The organism is Gottfriedia sp. ABJ_BB2_2 (genome assembly GCF_055484705.1).
Window position 1 is genome coordinate 17,503 of the sequence record NZ_JBVFKR010000001.1, and the last position, 16,774, is coordinate 34,276.

The 16,774-nt window shown below is 29.3% G+C and carries 21 protein-coding genes and 1 pseudogene; 19 read left to right on the forward strand and 3 right to left on the reverse strand.

Annotation, left to right across the window (positions count from 1 at the left end):
* Positions 1–113 precede the first annotated feature (113 nt).
* Together ACX6U0_RS00135 and ACX6U0_RS00140 are read left to right on the forward strand one after the other, a co-directional pair.
* Complete coding sequence (locus ACX6U0_RS00135; RefSeq protein ID WP_464957981.1) at positions 114–1,040, forward strand: SMI1/KNR4 family protein; 927 nt, start codon at positions 114–116, stop codon at positions 1,038–1,040.
* 181 nt (positions 1,041–1,221) lie between these two features.
* Complete coding sequence (locus ACX6U0_RS00140; RefSeq protein WP_464957982.1) at positions 1,222–1,416, forward strand: hypothetical protein; 195 nt, start codon at positions 1,222–1,224, stop codon at positions 1,414–1,416.
* A 216-nt stretch (positions 1,417–1,632) separates the two neighbouring features.
* Here the strand turns inward: ACX6U0_RS00140 and ACX6U0_RS00145 are convergent, their stop codons facing one another.
* Complete coding sequence (locus ACX6U0_RS00145) at positions 1,633–2,850, reverse strand: IS110 family RNA-guided transposase (protein ID WP_464957983.1); 1,218 nt, start codon at positions 2,848–2,850, stop codon at positions 1,633–1,635.
* 336 nt (positions 2,851–3,186) lie between these two features.
* Between ACX6U0_RS00145 and ACX6U0_RS00150 the strand changes: the two genes are divergently transcribed.
* The 9 genes and pseudogenes from ACX6U0_RS00150 to ACX6U0_RS00190 all read left to right on the forward strand — a co-directional run.
* The gene (locus tag ACX6U0_RS00150) at positions 3,187–3,558 is read left to right on the forward strand and encodes a hypothetical protein (protein WP_464957984.1); all 372 of its coding nucleotides are present in this window, start codon (positions 3,187–3,189) and stop codon (positions 3,556–3,558) included.
* A gap of 672 nt (positions 3,559–4,230) precedes the next feature.
* Positions 4,231–4,665 carry a hypothetical protein gene (locus ACX6U0_RS00155; RefSeq protein WP_464957985.1) on the forward strand — a complete coding sequence of 145 codons (435 nt, stop codon included), beginning with the start codon at positions 4,231–4,233 and terminating at the stop codon, positions 4,663–4,665.
* Positions 4,666–4,929: 264 nt separating this feature from the next.
* A complete protein-coding gene (locus tag ACX6U0_RS00160; RefSeq protein ID WP_464957986.1) occupies positions 4,930–6,297 on the forward strand; it encodes a hypothetical protein in 1,368 nt (455 codons plus the stop codon).
* Between the two features lie 333 nt (positions 6,298–6,630).
* Entirely contained in the window at positions 6,631–7,197 is a 567-nt protein-coding gene (locus ACX6U0_RS00165) for a hypothetical protein (RefSeq protein WP_464957987.1), read from the forward strand.
* Positions 7,198–7,252: 55 nt separating this feature from the next.
* Positions 7,253–7,510 carry a hypothetical protein gene (locus tag ACX6U0_RS00170; protein WP_464957988.1) on the forward strand — a complete coding sequence of 86 codons (258 nt, stop codon included), beginning with the start codon at positions 7,253–7,255 and terminating at the stop codon, positions 7,508–7,510.
* Between the two features lie 84 nt (positions 7,511–7,594).
* The gene (locus tag ACX6U0_RS00175) at positions 7,595–7,903 is read left to right on the forward strand and encodes a hypothetical protein (RefSeq protein WP_464957989.1); all 309 of its coding nucleotides are present in this window, start codon (positions 7,595–7,597) and stop codon (positions 7,901–7,903) included.
* A 497-nt stretch (positions 7,904–8,400) separates the two neighbouring features.
* Positions 8,401–8,835 (forward strand): SMI1/KNR4 family protein, encoded by a 435-nt coding sequence (locus ACX6U0_RS00180; RefSeq protein ID WP_464957990.1) that lies wholly within the window; start codon positions 8,401–8,403, stop codon positions 8,833–8,835.
* Positions 8,836–8,904: 69 nt separating this feature from the next.
* Complete coding sequence (locus tag ACX6U0_RS00185; protein ID WP_464957991.1) at positions 8,905–9,156, forward strand: hypothetical protein; 252 nt, start codon at positions 8,905–8,907, stop codon at positions 9,154–9,156.
* 128 nt (positions 9,157–9,284) lie between these two features.
* Positions 9,285–9,644: pseudogene (locus ACX6U0_RS00190) on the forward strand (DUF3995 domain-containing protein); the annotation flags it as partial.
* A 206-nt stretch (positions 9,645–9,850) separates the two neighbouring features.
* Here ACX6U0_RS00190 and ACX6U0_RS00195 read toward each other — a convergent pair.
* Entirely contained in the window at positions 9,851–10,744 is an 894-nt protein-coding gene (locus tag ACX6U0_RS00195) for a DMT family transporter (protein WP_464957992.1), read from the reverse strand.
* A gap of 173 nt (positions 10,745–10,917) precedes the next feature.
* Between ACX6U0_RS00195 and ACX6U0_RS00200 the strand changes: the two genes are divergently transcribed.
* From ACX6U0_RS00200 to ACX6U0_RS00220, 5 genes are all read left to right on the forward strand, one after another.
* Positions 10,918–11,802 (forward strand): LysR family transcriptional regulator, encoded by an 885-nt coding sequence (locus tag ACX6U0_RS00200; RefSeq protein ID WP_464957993.1) that lies wholly within the window; start codon positions 10,918–10,920, stop codon positions 11,800–11,802.
* A 135-nt stretch (positions 11,803–11,937) separates the two neighbouring features.
* On the forward strand, positions 11,938–12,300 hold the full coding sequence (locus ACX6U0_RS00205) for a hypothetical protein (RefSeq protein WP_464957994.1): 363 nt from the start codon (positions 11,938–11,940) through the stop codon (positions 12,298–12,300).
* Positions 12,301–12,564: 264 nt separating this feature from the next.
* On the forward strand, positions 12,565–12,999 hold the full coding sequence (locus ACX6U0_RS00210; RefSeq protein ID WP_464957995.1) for a hypothetical protein: 435 nt from the start codon (positions 12,565–12,567) through the stop codon (positions 12,997–12,999).
* 210 nt (positions 13,000–13,209) lie between these two features.
* The gene (locus tag ACX6U0_RS00215; protein WP_464957996.1) at positions 13,210–13,773 is read left to right on the forward strand and encodes a hypothetical protein; all 564 of its coding nucleotides are present in this window, start codon (positions 13,210–13,212) and stop codon (positions 13,771–13,773) included.
* A gap of 148 nt (positions 13,774–13,921) precedes the next feature.
* On the forward strand, positions 13,922–14,395 hold the full coding sequence (locus tag ACX6U0_RS00220; protein WP_464957997.1) for a DUF2716 domain-containing protein: 474 nt from the start codon (positions 13,922–13,924) through the stop codon (positions 14,393–14,395).
* 198 nt (positions 14,396–14,593) lie between these two features.
* Here the strand turns inward: ACX6U0_RS00220 and ACX6U0_RS00225 are convergent, their stop codons facing one another.
* A complete protein-coding gene (locus ACX6U0_RS00225; protein WP_464957998.1) occupies positions 14,594–14,992 on the reverse strand; it encodes a DUF5412 family protein in 399 nt (132 codons plus the stop codon).
* 331 nt (positions 14,993–15,323) lie between these two features.
* Here ACX6U0_RS00225 and ACX6U0_RS00230 point away from each other — a divergent pair, with 331 nt between their 5' ends.
* From ACX6U0_RS00230 to ACX6U0_RS00240, 3 genes are all read left to right on the forward strand, one after another.
* Positions 15,324–15,596, forward strand: coding sequence for a hypothetical protein (locus tag ACX6U0_RS00230; RefSeq protein WP_464957999.1), 273 nt, complete (start codon positions 15,324–15,326; stop codon positions 15,594–15,596).
* Positions 15,597–15,682: 86 nt separating this feature from the next.
* Complete coding sequence (locus ACX6U0_RS00235) at positions 15,683–16,027, forward strand: hypothetical protein (protein WP_464958000.1); 345 nt, start codon at positions 15,683–15,685, stop codon at positions 16,025–16,027.
* Positions 16,028–16,363: 336 nt separating this feature from the next.
* On the forward strand, positions 16,364–16,729 hold the full coding sequence (locus tag ACX6U0_RS00240) for a hypothetical protein (protein WP_464958001.1): 366 nt from the start codon (positions 16,364–16,366) through the stop codon (positions 16,727–16,729).
* Positions 16,730–16,774: the final 45 nt, after the last annotated feature.

Genomic DNA, 16,774 nt, shown 5'->3' on the forward strand with positions numbered 1-16,774 from the left:
ATCGACGATTAGTCGGTCTTTTTTTATTAAACAAACAGACTGTTTATTGTAATAAGAATTACACAAATTTTTATGGTATCTTACTAATAAATGAGCATCTTGGGGGAGAACAAATGAGTTGGGCAAATTATGAAAAAGCTTTAGTACTATTGGAACAAAACAATGTTAATTGCGATTATATTGGTGAATGTTCGGACCTATTAATTGAGAAAGCAGAAATTGCTTTAGGTTTGAAATTTCCAAACACTTATCGCCATTTTATTAGAAAATATGGTGCAGGTGATTTTGCGACATGGGAAATATTAGGTATTACTAATGAAAACTTTTACAAATCTCCACATCCTGATAATCCAGATGCGATTCAGTTCACATTGTCACAAAGAAAAGAGAACAATTTACCAGAAAACTTACTTGCTATTATTGAAATTGATTACGAAATCTTATATTGCTTAGATTTTAATATACTCAATGACGAAAGTGAGCCAGCAGTTGTTTCTTTCAAAATAGGTGAAGACTGGGGTGAGCAAGAAATGATTACTGATGATTTTGGTAATTTTCTTTTAGATATTATTCAAAATGAGTTAGAATCATTAAAATTACCTCCAATTAAAATTTTTTATGATGTAGAGACTCTAAAAGGTACATGTGTAGAAATTAAACCTGGAAAAAATACAGGTAATCATTGGAATAAAGAATCTATTTACTTATCAGAGGAAACTATTACATATTTGTCTCGTGCTATTGAGAAGGAATTTAAAGACTACAGCCCTTGGGGACTTTGGGGAGTTAGTGAAATAGATAAAAATACATGGGAATTAATTATAGAACAATTAGAAAATGTGAAGCTTTTTTTAACTGACGAACCAAAAGAAGAAGAAATACAAACAATGGTTGGTTTTTTGTGGGAAGATACAGAATCAAAGTTTAAGGAAAATATTAACCAAAATATTAGTGATTTAATTGTTCTAATTGATGAATTTCAATCATGGATTAGAACTCAATGTAAGAATCATGAGTTTATCACAATTCTAGGAAACTGATATAAATTAAATAAATAATCTTCAACTAACTGGCGCGTTAGTTGAACAACACAAAGAGGGTGATCAATCGATCATCCTCTTTTTATAGTCATGTCAACTTTGCTAAATAAGATAAAGGAGTTTTAATAACATTGTTGAAATATTAAAAAGGAATATTTGGTATAAACAAATGGAGGTAAATATGATTTCTAAAAAGAGAGTCTATATAAATATCATTCAAGCTGTATCATTTTCTATCGCATATTGTTTAGTTAAAGTTTTCTTTTTTGACTCGGAAATTGATTCAGCATTAATTGGTTCTATTGGTGGTGGTTTTGTCTTATTCTTGATATCAATTATTTTAGCAAAACCAAGTGAAAATAAATTTAGTCAATAATTCTTATTGAACTAACTGGCGCATTAGTTGGAAAACGATAGACTGCTAAGGTAGTCTATTTTCTTACGATTAGTCAATGGATATTTTAATATTATTTGACTCTAATTCTTCAATTCTAATAAACTTATGATGTTAATTAAAATTGGAAATGACAAATAGACCTAGTCTTTTGGAATTTTTGAATAGGTCTAGATATATGTTAAAATGAAAGGGTGACTATGATGTGGTTGCCAGCCTGTAATCATAGTTCATATCGTGAGTGACTAAAAAGAATATATTCTTTAATAGTTTATTCACACAAGCGATGGACGCAACTTTATGACACTTGTTATAGGGTTGCGTTTTTAATTTGTCATAGTATTCCACAAGATGGTTTTGACCGAAACGTCGCATCTTTATCATGTTTTGAATGATGATATACAATAATTTTCTCAGGTGTTTATTACCACGTTTGTTGATTTTATCTTTGTAGAATGTTTTACCAGATTGGAAACGACGAATATCAATCCCTGCATATGCATTGAGTTGTTTATTATTAGAAAACCTTTTAATTTCACCTATTTCTGCCATCAGTCTAACAGCTGAATTGGGTCCAATTCCTGGAATACTAATAAGAATCTCGTATTCTTTTCTTTTTTGAGCCAGCTGAATCATCTTTTTAATACTTTTTTCCTTTTGATTTACTAAATCTTGATATCGACTTGCATAAGCTTTAACATGATCACAAAGAACATCATTTGATGAGACAGCTGGATAGGACCGTTCCGCAGCTTCAATTAGCTCTAATGCTTTTGTTTCAGCTTTTATTAAAGAAATCCGTTTGTTTGTATTTGCGATAATTCTATTTTTAATAATAGTTTTTGATTTCTTAGACACATAATCAGGGTGAGGAAATAGCTGTGCAATATTCAGGAATAAATCAGATTTTGATTTAAATATGGTTTCAAGTTCTGGAAAGGTTTCCTGCATAACTTTATGTAGACGATTTCGAATCACACTTAACTCATCATCAAGTTCACTGTAAAAACGAGAAAGAGATTTAAGTTGGCTAAAAATAGTGTCTGATTGAACTTCCGTTCTTCTCTCTAAAGTAAAATGCGTTAAAGCTAGCTTGTGAGCATCACTTCTATCTGTCTTATAAATCCGTAAGGATTCGCATTGCATTTTAGCTTCTAATGGATTTAATAAACAATATGAGAAGTTGTTCTCCTTCATAAAACGTTCTAAAGGTTTTGAGTAGACACCAGTTGACTCAAATACGATTTCGGGAAGTTCTCCATACGCTTGAATTAAATGTTCAATTTTCTCTTTCAAATTAATCAAATCTACCCGAGAATGATTGATTTCTCCTTCAAATACACACTGCTTTAAAGGGTTGTAAATAACCATAAAACTTTTCCCCATACTTATGTCAAACGCAATAACATGTTTCATAAAATCTCTCCTAACGCCAAGAATCTTTTGAAGTCTTCAACTTACACTTATCGATTCCCATTTCTTATACACGATCTCAAAGGATCCAACATACTTAAACCTGATTCAAATAAGGTAAGTGAAGTAGGTCAGTTTTTATTACAGATTCAAAGATCCCATAGACTACCCGACCTATTCTTCACTTCTACTATATAAAAAATAGTAGTGCTAACCAATGCCTTGGTTTACACTACTAATCTTAGTATGTTTTTTTTGAAACCTTTACATTAAAAAGTATTATTCAAAAATGGTAATATTATTTTAATAACTAAATGGCTTTTTTAGGAGGATAAAAAGTTGGACTTGTTCGGAAGTATATTTTTAATTTTACTATTAATATTTTTTTACTTTGCTAACAGTGTAAATAAAAGAAACAGAGAGTTTGTCATAAATCACATCATTAAATTAAATAAGGAATTAAAAATAGTCATAAAAACAATTCCTAATGATAAGTTGACAGATCTAGTGAATACTGTAGAATTTTACAAGAATCAAGAACTAATAGATTCCTCGATAACCCAATTTAAAGAATTTTATAGATTATATTATTTTAAAGGGGAAAAAGGATACTACATTTATGATAAATTATTAAAAAAACTAAATCTCTATTCAAATTTTGAATCTCTTAATAAAAAACAACAACAAGTTGTAAAAAGATATTTAGAATAATTAATTTGAGTAACCTTATGCAACTAACGGATGCGTTAGATGTACAATGGTGGGCTGCTTCGGTAACTCATTTTTTATTTTCTAACTGGTAGAATAAATCAGTAAAGTTTTAAAACTGTTATAATAGATCGAAAGCTTTATTTAATATTAGGAGAAGTTTATTTATATGAAAATAAAACTAAGCACTATACTTTACATACTTTCTTTTTTTGTTGTATTCCCTTTAAGTCATGCATTATTCCTGTTGATTGGGTTCGCAAGTGATGATCCTTCAACGCCTACTTCAACTTTAAATATGATATATATTGCTTACCTATTAATAATAAGTATTTTAGGATTGGTTATATTAAATTTTATTTTTCGCATTTTTTCGTTCGAAGAGAATAATAAATTTACTTGGATGATATTTATGGATCATTTAATTTTAATTCCATTAAGCGTTAATATATGGCTTTATATTGATTAGATAAACATTATGAAATTGATTTTAAAAGTAAACCTAATTCGACTAACTGGCGCATTAGTTTTATAACTTGAGTTGCTTCGGCAACTCATTTTTTATTTAACTCTTAAACAGGATAACTGAGGAGGGATGATATAATAGAAAGATGAGAATTGATACTTCGGTAGGAGAAAATTCAATTCATTCAATTGATATAGGAAGTGAAAATAATGTTAATGTATTACCTTATGCTCATAATAGGGATATTAATAGTAGTAGGAACTGTATATTCCTTTATAGCGATGTGGGTTGATAAAGAGTATCCATTAGCAACTGTAGCTAAAAGCCTTGGAGGCTTTCTACTGGGAAGTTTACTCTTATGGATTACACTTCCAAGCCTTAAATATGTTGTGCTAAAGCAATATGATGTTGTCAGTGGACGATGTGTTATTGAAATAGATTCATCAAGCCGTTCATCAACCGCGGACTTTGAAATGATGGATACTGATGAAATCTTTACTTTCAGTGATATCCCTACCCTGGATGCTTATGGAAAAGCAATACCTTATTATTGTAAAGTGACAGTTACAAAGGACCATATGTTTGAAATTAGCTACAAAATTTATAATGTTAAAACACGAAAGTTAATTTTAACTGGTAAATAGTTAATTTTTTATAATTGTTCTTAAGTAACTAACGTTTGTTAAAACCTTATGAAACTATCTGGCGCGTTAGTGAAACAATACGAGCTGCTATTAAGCAGCTATTTTATATTATTGTGTTATTTGTCAAGTTAGTAGAATTAGTTTGAGGAATAAATGGTATTATTTGCCTTGGAAATATGAGGGCATTAATTGTTAAAATTAAGTAAAATATCTTAGCAAATATCTTTAAATTTGAAAGATTGGTAGCTAGAAAGAGAGAAACATTTGAAAAAGTATAAAATATTATTTAGTGCAATTTTCGTGAAAACTAAAAATAAACTATTAGCTCTAACAGTTTTAGCTATATGTGTTTCGTTATTAGGATGTTCTATCGAAAAACACAAACCTTTTAAGTTCTTACCTAATATGCCAACTGTATATCGGTATCAAATTCCATTTGATACTTATGGAGATAATGATTTTGGTGGGATTTTTAAAGAAGAAAATTTAGAAACTATGACAGCTTCAGGTTCAATGGAGGAACATTATCTGTATTTTAATAAGGGATTTGTTCAATCAACTGTTATATCAGACGGTCAAAAAATGACACATATTTATTATGAAGATAAAAATGGTTTATATGAATTAATGAATAAAGATTCAACAAATATGTTTCCTTATAGTAAAAAAAATGTAATTGATAAATACAAAAATAATAAAAAAGAACTCATCATTAATTTAAATATCAAAAAGGGCGAAGAGTGGAAAACGGATTCTAGAAAGTTTAAGTTAGAATTAAAAAATGGTTCGATGAAATTGAATAAACGGAAAATAAACAACTTATATGTTATTACGGATAAATCAGATGAGTCTGCAATTACTCATTATTACTATCAAGAAGGAAAAGGTTTGATCAATACAAGACTCTTATTTATAGATATGCCTCTTATTGAAGGAAATAATAAAGATAAAGTTAAAAATGAAGATTATACAACAACCGATGAACAAGTTACATATCATCATACTACTAGTTACATGCCAAAAGAAGATAAGCAATTTGTTATGGAGACGTATTCTCCTGAAATTAAAGAAGATAGATTTTATTCAGTAGTAAATGTTAGACACATTAATGATAATTATAGTAATTTTATTGATGGTGATACATCAGGGGACTCGGATGAGTCTTTCTCGGTAAAAGATGTATTTGCATTTGAAGAAACAGAAAAAGGTCTATTTAAATATCAACTAGGTGAAATCGAGAATACTAGCCAATATGATAGAGTATTTAATAAAGAAATTAAAATAGCCAGAAGTAAATCTACCAGCAAACAACAAGTTATTAAGTTCCCAATCAAGAAGAACTTAGAGTGGCAGATTATAGAAGGTAATAATTTTTCCATTAAATATAAGATTTTAGACAATAATGCTACTATTAAAATACCAATGGGTACTTTTTCTAATGTTCTTAAAGTCAGAAACGAATATATTTACACAGGTCAATCGGATCAAGAAGACTCTGATTATATAATAGACTATTATGCAAAAGGAATAGGTCTAATAAAAAGAGAATTTTATAATAGTGATGGAACTCTTAACCAAGTGCAACAACTTTTTAATGATAAAGGAATTGTCCCAAAACAAGATGAAGAATAAAAGGTAGTAAAAATAATATTGAAAATAACATAGAAGCACCTTTTGGTGCTTCTTAATTATTTTAGTAACAAATTTAATTAACTACTTACTACTCTTAAAGTTAAATTAACATGCAAGGGATCAAAATATAAATATATATTTTATTAACTGGCGCGTTAGTTGAACAACAAGAGTAGCCAATGGCAACTTTTTTTGTTGTTCAACTGGTAGAATACTTGAATAAGAAGGGGACCTATATAAAGTATTAAATAAAAAAATTCTGTTCTCCCTATAAGTTATAAGTTAAAATAGGGAAGATTTCGTTGACAACATTAGAAGAAATAGGAGAACAACATGAGAAGAATTGTCTTATTATTTGCAATAATTATAACTATTGTAAGTTTAGTTTTATGGAATGGAAGTAAGAGCTCCGCTCTGAAAACTACAAATGATTTCTTAGAAAATATTCAAAAAGGCAAATGGAAAAGTGCCTCAAGTTATATCGAAAATCTAGATGCAAAAGAGTATTTCCTTGAGGAAACGCATAATAAATATAATCGCGTCGTATTTGAGAAAACGGAATATAAAATTGGTAACATAAAAAAAGATGAAAAACATGCTTCGATTAATGTAAAGTTAACAACAATTGACAAACGAAAAGCTCAAGATAAAGTAATTGACTTATTAAGGAAAGAACAACCAAGTATTGGATCCCGTGTAGTGGATTCAATTCCTTATCTTATAAAGATTGCAGAAAGTCAATCAGCTGAAAAAGTGACTATACCAGTCAAATTAAAATTAGTAAAACTAGGAGATACATGGAAGGTAGACTTAACTGAAGAATTTATGGACGCATTAACTGGTACATATGATCGAAGTACTGATACGCATATAATATTTGAAAGAACCGATTCTAAGTGAATTTAAGTTAATAAAGAATAGTTTTGATGAAAATAGATTAAAAGTAGGTAATTTTATGAAATATTTAGGAATTGTATTTATATTTTTAGGGCTTAGTTTTGTAGGGTTAAGTGGATTAGAAAAGATTCTGATTTTCTTAGCTTATAAAGGTAGTAATTATCAAGAAATACAAGTTATTAAAGATTTAACACCACCTTATATTTGGAGAATAACAAATATTACTTTTATTTTTGGAGTGTTATTTTTCATTTTTGGATTACGTGTATTTTTCTCAAAAGAATGGAAGACATGGTTAGATAAATATCTAATGTAGAGTTAAATATCAAATAACACGATAGGAAGTGAACCGTAGTATGAGTTTTGTAAGTTTTATATATTACCTTACTACATATAAAGAATGTTAGAGAGTATTATTTTATATGGAATTATTGCGATTTTCGTTTTATCTGCAATTTTACTTTTCACCAAAGCAGAAAAAATTAAAAATACAAATAGAAAAATGTCGCTAGTACTGAAAAATTTAAGCCTAAATGTATGTGCTATCCCATTTGCCCTTTTTATTGGCGGAATGGGTACAGACTCACCATATAGTACTACTTTAGATTTTTATAAAGGATTTTTATTTATTCAAGGAATTCCTTTGATCTTACTAATTAGAAGTTTTGTTTTTTTATTTGTTAAAAAAAAAGAAATAATTATTAACTGAAAATGTGAATTTATTTGTTTAAATTAATTATATCGTTATACAACTAACTGGCGCGTTAGTTGAACCACAATATTTTAATTATAAAAAAAGTTAAGAGGTAACAAAACGATGAAAAACTATCAATTCAAAATTGCATCATTTTCAATTTTTACTCTTTCTTTCTAATTAATACTCACTATGTTTATAGATATAGTCCTTACCTATCTTAACTACTTAGAGCATCCAGAATGGTCAGCACCTTTTTCAGCGTTTTTATTAGTTAGAGTAATTTCTTAGGGTTGTAGGATTGGTATTATCTTATATTTTTAACAAGAAGGCAAAAAATCAAAAAGTGTGAGGTTTCTAATAAAACTAACTGGCGCGTTAGTTGAACAAAAAGGGTTACCATTGGTAACCTTTTTCATGTTGAATCTATGTAGTTTAGTTAAAGCAGGAGAACTGCAAAGATATGGTGAATAATATCATGTATAAGTAAGTTAAAGGTGGGTTTTATTTTTATGTGGAAAAATTATATATCTGATATATCTAAGGAATATCAGTTTAAAGCACCTGCTACAAATGCAGAACTAGCATCAATAAAAAATGAATTAAATGTTGAATTACCGAAAAAGTTAGAAGATCTATATAGTGAAACAAATGGCGTATTTGGTGAATTTGGAATTTATTTGATTTGGTCAACGGAACAAATAGTAAAAGAAAATTTGCTTTTTAGGACTATACATGATTTTAGAGATAATATGATTCCATTAGATAATTTTTTATTTTTTTCAGATGCAGGCAATGGAGATTTATTTGGCTATCAGTTAATAAATGGTTGTATTCAAAATGAAGAAATATATGTATGGGATCATGAAGATGATACACGTACAGTGGTCGCATCTTCGCTCGAGGATTTTATCAGTAGAATGATAAACGGAGGTATTTCTGTATAAAGAAATACCTTTTTTGTGCAACTAAGACAGTTTTTTTGGGGGTACATATTATTGAGATGAGGGAAAGAAATGAATGGTTCAATTGGGCTAAGTTACTCTACAAGTTTTTTTGAAACAATTGGAACGCTAATAGCAGGAATAATTTTGGGAGTAATCTTATTAATCTATAGCAAGAAAAAGGGAGTTAGAAAAATAGGGTTCTTTGGATTTAGTGCATGTGTAGCGAGCAGTTTTATCCTCGGACTGTATGTGCAAATTCCTTTTTTTTTAATCTTTTTATTTTCGATTAAAGTTTCTTCTAAAAAACAAATAAATACGTAAGTTATTTAAATAGAATTTATATCCTTATCGAACTAACTTGTTCGTTAGTTGAACTGCTTCAGCAGTGAAATATGAATTGTTGAGCTAACTTAGATAGATAGCTCAATAGTGTATTTTTCTATTGGGCGTTCGGGGGAACATGGGGCATTAATAATGTTCTGCCTAAAGGTACAAAACTGGAGCAACAACCAGTTTTTGTTACCAGTAAAAAGGCGACGCTGGTTGTCTCGTTACTTGTATTTTCTGCAGCATTGCTCCTTATGTTACAAGGGGGAATCATGGTGAATCAGCCTAACTTATTGGTTAAATGGGGATGCTGGGCATGTATTACTGCTTTCGGTTTTAGGGTGGTTGGAGATTTCAAGTACTTCGGGTTGTTTAAAAAAGTAAGGAATTCACGTTTTTCCAATTATGATACTTATTTGTTTACACCAATTTGTGCCTGGTTTTGTTTCATCTTTTATTTAGCCATTAAAATTTGGGGATAAAGAATCAATATTGTTATATAAAAAGAAATCGATTGTTCCAGTTAGATAAGGGCGAGCTTTAATAATTTGTTGTACAACTAACTGGCGCGTTAGTTGTACAAGAAATGCATTGAAATTCCTAAATACTATATCTGACCAAGTGTTTGATTAAAAAAATATAACATAATAAACAGAGGGAAAACGAATGCTTCCCACTGTTTATTATGTTATTTAGCTGTTTTGCTCATTAGTAGTTTTGAAAATTTCATTGATTGATTTTCGCTAACAAATGTGGAACCTAGTAAAAATGCTCCACCAATTATTTGGATAATCGTCATTTGTTCTTGTAAGATTACCCCTGAAATCAATATAGCTACAAATGGATCAACATAACTTAGCATAGCAATACTTTGACCCTTTAAATTTTGCATACCCGAGAAAAATAACCAAAACCCAACACCGGTGTTTATAATGCCTAACAGTATAATAAAGAGAATGGATGATTTTGGTACTTCTAAAATAGCGAACCCTTCCATAAAAAGAACGTATGGGAAGAGAAGTATAGCAGTAATTCCAAGTTGAATGATTGTAATTTCTAACTTTGGAATGTTTTTAATAAATTTATTCAATAACATTAATGCAGCATAAAATGCTGCTGCAACTAATCCAAAAAAGATTCCAAGGAAATCACTTTTACCAGATGCACTTATACCATTTCCAACAATTAATAACATACCTAATATTGCAACACCAATACAAATAACCTTTTGAAAAGGTAAGTGTTCTTTAAGGATTAATGGTGAGAGAATCATGAGAATAACAGGTGCAAAGTAGTACGCTAATGTTGCATTGGTAACTGTTGTATAATCGTAGGATTTATAAAGAAAGATCCAGTTTCCACCTAATGCAATTCCAGAAAGAAATATAATGAAAGCATTCACTTTAACTAATTTCCACGGAATAGATTTTTTCATCACAAAAAATACGAACATTAAAAATAAACATCCAATTGAACTGCTTAGTAAAGCTGTCTCACTTGAAGATAAATCAATGTATCTTACAACTAAACCAATTGTTCCAAAAATAATCATTGATAAAATAAACTGAATTTTAGATTTCATCGGGCACTCTTGGTGCTTTTTCAATAATATCACACACATAAAACATCATTTATTCCCCATCCCTTTCAAACTTGAATTTTGAATAGAATTAGCATAGCATACTCATAAATATTACAAAATTGAATGTTTATCATGTTATCTATGACAAAATCGAATGTAAATGAGGTAGAGTTATGAATATCCAAAAATATATGGCATTTGTCAAAGCAGTTGATTATGGAAGTTTTACTAGAGCAGCTGATGCATTAAATTATACCCAGTCTGGCATCAGTCGTATGATTAGTGATTTAGAATCAGAATGGGGAATTACTCTTTTTGAAAGGGGACGTACAGGAATCAATTTAACATCTGACGGTTTAAAATTACTGCCTCAGTTAAAGCGAATCTGTAATGAACATGAAATTTTACGGATGCAGGTCGAAGACTTACACGATATGAAATCAGGAATGATCCGTATCGGAACATTTTCAAGCGTGGCAACACATTGGTTACCCAATATGATTAAATTCTTTAAAAAGGACTATCCAAATATTGATTTTGAATTATTGTTAGGCGATTATACGGAAATTGAAAACTGGATTGTAGAAGGACGAGTCGACTTTGGATTTTTAAGGCTGCCAACAAAAGTAGAAATTGAAACAATCTTTGTGGAGCAAGACCGTTTGCTTGTAGTAATTCCTCATGACCACCCATTTGCTAATTGTGACAAGTTTCCAATCAGCGAATTATTGAACAGTCCATTTATGCTACTGGAAAAAGGAGGAAAAGCAGAAATCTCTGAAATTTTCGAAAAACACCAAATATCACCATTAGTACATTTTACAACATGGGATGACTATGCAATTTTATCTATGGTAGAAAACGGTTTAGGTATCAGTATATTACCAGAATTAATTTTACAACGTATTCCATACAAAGTAATATCGAAAGAGCTTGAAGTTCCTGCATTTCGAAGCATTGGTATAGCTATGAGAGAGGAAAAATCATTGTCTCTTGCTGCCAAGAGATTTTTAGAATATTTATCACTTAGAAGATTGATAAGTGAACAGTCTGATTAAGACATCTCTTAGTTGTAATTAATATCGTTTTTCTTATTGATCTAACTGACGCGTTTGTTGTAAAAAATAAGAATAAAACATGCTATAGTAATGTTAACTTGAAATTAAGAACTTACTCTTCTAGGAGAATTACAAATGAAAAAGGGAATTATTATTTGTGTAATTTTAGCTGTTTTATTACTTAGTGGGGTAGACATTACATTTAAAGATGCATTATTATATGCTGTTATTTTTCTTATTGGGAAGAGTCTAATCTATTATTTCGAATCTAAAAAAATAAATTGGAAGCAAAATATTAGAGATTTTGCTTTTTTCGTTATTTTTACCTTTTCATATCATACTTGTTATCTAATATTAGAATCGTTTGGGTTTAGATCTATTAAACTTTTTTCAAGTGGGTTCGGATTAATAATGGGAATTTTAGGAGGATTATCATTTATTTATATTGTATTTGTAATTCCTTATAAAATTTTAACTCAAAAAAAGGAAAGAAAATAAGTAAGCTTATTCAACTAACTGGCGCGTTAGTTTGATAACTTGATCGACAGTTGTGTCGGTCTTTTATAAAATTTTGTTAACTGTCAGAATGGTTCAATAAGGAATTACATTATTAGATTTGCTTTATCACATGAATAACCACTTATATGAAATTAAGTCATAGCTTGGAAAGATGAATTTAATTTATTGTGTAAAAGGATTATTCACCTTTAACATTTAATATCTATAAATTAGGTCTTATATTTCCAAGGAGTGATCATGATTATGGCTGTAGTTGAAAGGAAAAAAGGTGTTAATAAAGGTATTTTACTAGTGGTAGTTATTGTTGTTATTATTTTAGCTGCGAGCTTTCCTACGATTCTAATTGCTTATAGCAAAAATAACATTCAAAAGACGAAGGAAGAGACAACTGTTACCAAAACTCTAACTCAAGATGAAATTTACAAAATCGGACGTTACCAACGAGAACTAGCTTTAAAATATCATGAGAAAAACGAATGGTTGTACAAAGAAATTACAAATGCTGCAAGCATGGTGTTGAATAACTATGATTTCATGTATCAACATCCTGAATACGATTCGGTTAAGATAACATTTCCAGTAACTAAATACAAAGTCGATGGAAAAACAATTGAATTTTTGTCAGATGAAGGAAAAATAACTCAAGTACATTCAGAAAGCGGTTGGGAAGATAAATAAAATTAAAAAACCTTATAAGAACTAACTGGCGCGTTAGTTGAACAAAACTATGGAGCTGAGCGATCAGTTCCTATTTCACTTTTTGACAGTTTAATTGAATAAGAACGACCTTGATTTCGTGTGAAATTTCCCATTTTTCATTATATTAGAATCTGTATGTATTTAGATGTTGTATAATAGTTTTACATATCAAGGGAAGTTGGAAATTAAATGAGTAAATTTATTCTTTATTTATTCTATATCAAATTTACATGGGATTTCATTCATTTAATCTATGGGAATTGGCATCATTATTATCTACAATCTCTAGTTTATGATTCACTTACAATAATCGTAGATTTGTTTATTATTTGGCTTATTCTAAGAGCAAATAAACCTAGAAAAACATTAACAAAGTTTGAGCATTTCCATAATGAAGCATTTAAAGCTGAAACAAGAAAAGAATACGAGAAGGCACTGCAAATAAGAAAAGAAGGTATAAAATTAATAACACTAAATGACCTACAAAGAGCAGATTTGCATTTGGGGAATGGAGGGACATATCTTCATTTAAATGATTATATAAATGCTACCATTTGCTTTGATAAAGCTTTTGAACTAACTAAACAAGAGGAGTTTCCATACGATGAACAGTATAAAAAAATTATTGAAAGTTATGTAAAAGCTAATAGAAAAGAAGATGCTATTAGATTGGTTGAAGAATTGCTAAAAAGACAATCTTATAATAAAAAATTCAAAAGGTTAGAACCTTTGAAGGATAAATTATTAACTTAATTAATTAAATTCTAAAAGAATAGTAATTAACATTATATTCATTAGTAAAAAAGGCTCCTCGATGAAGAGCCTTTTTTACTGCTATGCAACTAACTGGCGCGTTAGTTATATACTTAGTAAACCCATAATAAAGAATTGGAGAATAATAATGAATCAATGGAAAGTAATGAATGACGTAGAAATAGATCAGATTTATGATAAAATGAGCAAACAATTAAATTATAATTTTAGCAATGACTTAGTCTTTGATATTCCTTATTTGTTTATTACTTTTGATATTTCTAAAGTTTTTGAAGGAAAATTAAGTTGGACAGATAATGACGATTTTCTAATACTAGATGCAATTAACAAATGTATAAAAGGTAATGAAATAATATATGCAATAGATGAGGAGCACGAGTATTTTATAGGTACTATTGTAGAAGAATTGAAAACTATTGATGAAATTCCCATTTCAATTTTTCCAGATGGCGACTTTTACTATATATTTGATAGTAATCTAAAGTGGGGCTATTTGGCTAATCCAAGGGAAGAATCCATTACAATATTTGGTGAGTTAGTAAACAATATTATTGAAAATAAGCCAGGGGTTTTTAAAAATGTAATTCGAAAGTCAATTTAAACATCCTTATGCAACTAGTTGACGCGTTAGTTGTATAAGGGAAGTGGAACCTCGAATGAAACTATCGGGTTCTCTATGAGGAGTTTTGTATTAAAAACATAACTTTCGCACTCAATTTAGTAAGTTCTATGACACAAAAAAAACGTAATTAAAAGAGCATCGATTTCGATGCTCTTTTTTTATAACTTAAAGTTTTACTTATTCTCCTAGATATTCAATTTTCGTCCAGTTCACACTTTTATCCATTTCGTATGTCTCAGATGACTTCTGATAATTAACTTGTAATTTTTTATTGTTAAGCCATTTGATTTTGAATTGCTTATCTGAAACGAATGTATTTCCTCCTTCATTAGGCAGCTTTTCATCTTCATCAATAAGTGATAATTGATACGATATTCCAGTTGTGGCACCACAATCTCGTTGGAAAATATAAGCCACCTTATCTCCATTCGGAGATGCTACCTTTTGATCAATCTCGTTTACGCACAAATCACCAAATAGTTCATCTAGTGTATATTTTCCCGCAATATAGAACCCTGATAGAACTACCGCAGTTATCAAAAATAGTTTTAAACGTTTTATCCATTTATTTCTCATTGCTTTCCCCATCCAATTAATATAATTCTACCTTGAATTTATTATATCATTAATGTCGAATACCTTGTTTGTTCATCCTAATAAGATACCTTGCTTTAATTACTCTTATTCCTTTTGCAATTTCTTTTTACAGTTGCATTGATGAAATTAGGTGTACCTTATCCCAACTAACTGGCACGTTAGTTAAAATCAAGAGTTGCTTGCAGCTCGTTTTTTTATTGTGGTAAAGGCAGAATAGTTCAATTAGAATATTCTAAATTCAATTGAACATATGCTAAGATATGATAGTAATAAATATTGATAATTAAATATTAAGGAAGAGTTGTGCATCATGAACAAGAAATTTACATTGATATTCTTATCATTTATCATTTTTTACATTTTTTCTTTGTGGTTAGTAGATTCAAACAGGGAGTATGCAATTATGAATGGATCTGGTGCTAACCCTGTAATAGACATTAATTATTTTTACGATAAATATGAATATCTAAGTTGGTCGTATAAAGTAATAAAATTTGACCGTATTATTGTTTTTATATATACAATTATCTTTTTTATTATTTGTTTAATTAAAAAACATTCAAAGGTATATGAAACAATCTAATACAACTATCGTAGAGCGATAGTCCAAGAAGGAATTCACCAATATAAGAAAGCTTTTAATGTGAATTTACAAATAGGAGGACTCTAATGACCAATTTTATAAGTATTAAAGATTTTAAAAAGTGGGTAATTGAAAAGGACTTAGAAAATGAAGCTATAGAAGCATGTTTATGGGTCATTAGTAATTTAAAGGAAACATTCCCAGATGAATATAAAGAAATGTTTAAGAAAGGTATTGAACTAGAAAAACTTTCTATTAAAATTGATTCAGTTTCAATGACAATTAGTGACTGGGCAGATGAGGATTATAATCGGTTGTTTATTGTTATACGACTTAATATTGAATATGATGGTTCAACAATAGGGGAACATAAAAGTTTTTTTGACTCTGAAACAGGCGAAAAATATGATGATAGGTTTGAGATTTATTAAATTTTTGCCATTTTCTTATACAACTAACTGGCGCTTTAGATTAATAAGAATCTTTCTTTTTTGGGAGGAAATTTAAAATGTTAAAATGGTTCATAGGAGCAATTGCAAGCATAATTGTTCTTTACCTTATTGGTTTCTTAATTATTGCTGCAACAAAATATGCTTATTTAACTAACTGGCGCGTTAGTTGAACAACGAGGAACTGCTTAGGTAGTTCTTTTTTTATTGTTCTAACTGGCAGTTTAGTTGAACATGGAATGATATAATTATCGTAAATAGTACCATGATTTTTATATAATTTAGATAACTCGTTACTTTAATAAGGAGGGTTTATTATTGAGATTAAATTCTGAAGATATAATGAAACAATTACTTGATACAGAATATATTGATGCAAATTTAAAGGACTTATCATATGACCATTTATCTCATACTGTAGTAATGAAATATGGTGAATATAACAACGAGGTACCTGATTGTACAGTAATTTTCAAAGACTGTTTTTCAGTTAAATTAAATACTTGGATAGAGGGAATGAAGGGAACTGTTCCCAAAAAACCAGGAGAGTTAGACTTCTTTTTTCATGATATAGAGATAGAAGATATAGAAATTAATGGAATAAAACTTTATAAATGTTCAATGGTAATACCAATGATGGACTGCCAAATTATTTGTGTGGATATCGAAATTTTAAATCATTAAGTAACTAACTGGCGCATTAGTTGAAAATTGCAGAGTTGTTAATTC

Coding starts and splice junctions, on each gene's coding strand:
- ACX6U0_RS00135 (WP_464957981.1), top strand. CDS start 114: ATGAGTTGGGCAAATTATGAAAAAGCTTTAGTACTATTGGAACAAAAC.
- ACX6U0_RS00140 (WP_464957982.1), top strand. CDS start 1,222: ATGATTTCTAAAAAGAGAGTCTATATAAATATCATTCAAGCTGTATCA.
- ACX6U0_RS00145 (WP_464957983.1), bottom strand. CDS start 2,850: ATGAAACATGTTATTGCGTTTGACATAAGTATGGGGAAAAGTTTTATG.
- ACX6U0_RS00155 (WP_464957985.1), top strand. CDS start 4,231: ATGTTAATGTATTACCTTATGCTCATAATAGGGATATTAATAGTAGTA.
- ACX6U0_RS00165 (WP_464957987.1), top strand. CDS start 6,631: ATGAGAAGAATTGTCTTATTATTTGCAATAATTATAACTATTGTAAGT.
- ACX6U0_RS00170 (WP_464957988.1), top strand. CDS start 7,253: ATGAAATATTTAGGAATTGTATTTATATTTTTAGGGCTTAGTTTTGTA.
- ACX6U0_RS00175 (WP_464957989.1), top strand. CDS start 7,595: ATGTTAGAGAGTATTATTTTATATGGAATTATTGCGATTTTCGTTTTA.
- ACX6U0_RS00180 (WP_464957990.1), top strand. CDS start 8,401: ATGTGGAAAAATTATATATCTGATATATCTAAGGAATATCAGTTTAAA.
- ACX6U0_RS00185 (WP_464957991.1), top strand. CDS start 8,905: ATGAATGGTTCAATTGGGCTAAGTTACTCTACAAGTTTTTTTGAAACA.
- ACX6U0_RS00195 (WP_464957992.1), bottom strand. CDS start 10,744: ATGAAATCTAAAATTCAGTTTATTTTATCAATGATTATTTTTGGAACA.
- ACX6U0_RS00200 (WP_464957993.1), top strand. CDS start 10,918: ATGAATATCCAAAAATATATGGCATTTGTCAAAGCAGTTGATTATGGA.
- ACX6U0_RS00205 (WP_464957994.1), top strand. CDS start 11,938: ATGAAAAAGGGAATTATTATTTGTGTAATTTTAGCTGTTTTATTACTT.
- ACX6U0_RS00210 (WP_464957995.1), top strand. CDS start 12,565: ATGGCTGTAGTTGAAAGGAAAAAAGGTGTTAATAAAGGTATTTTACTA.
- ACX6U0_RS00215 (WP_464957996.1), top strand. CDS start 13,210: ATGAGTAAATTTATTCTTTATTTATTCTATATCAAATTTACATGGGAT.
- ACX6U0_RS00220 (WP_464957997.1), top strand. CDS start 13,922: ATGAATCAATGGAAAGTAATGAATGACGTAGAAATAGATCAGATTTAT.
- ACX6U0_RS00225 (WP_464957998.1), bottom strand. CDS start 14,992: ATGAGAAATAAATGGATAAAACGTTTAAAACTATTTTTGATAACTGCG.
- ACX6U0_RS00230 (WP_464957999.1), top strand. CDS start 15,324: ATGAACAAGAAATTTACATTGATATTCTTATCATTTATCATTTTTTAC.
- ACX6U0_RS00235 (WP_464958000.1), top strand. CDS start 15,683: ATGACCAATTTTATAAGTATTAAAGATTTTAAAAAGTGGGTAATTGAA.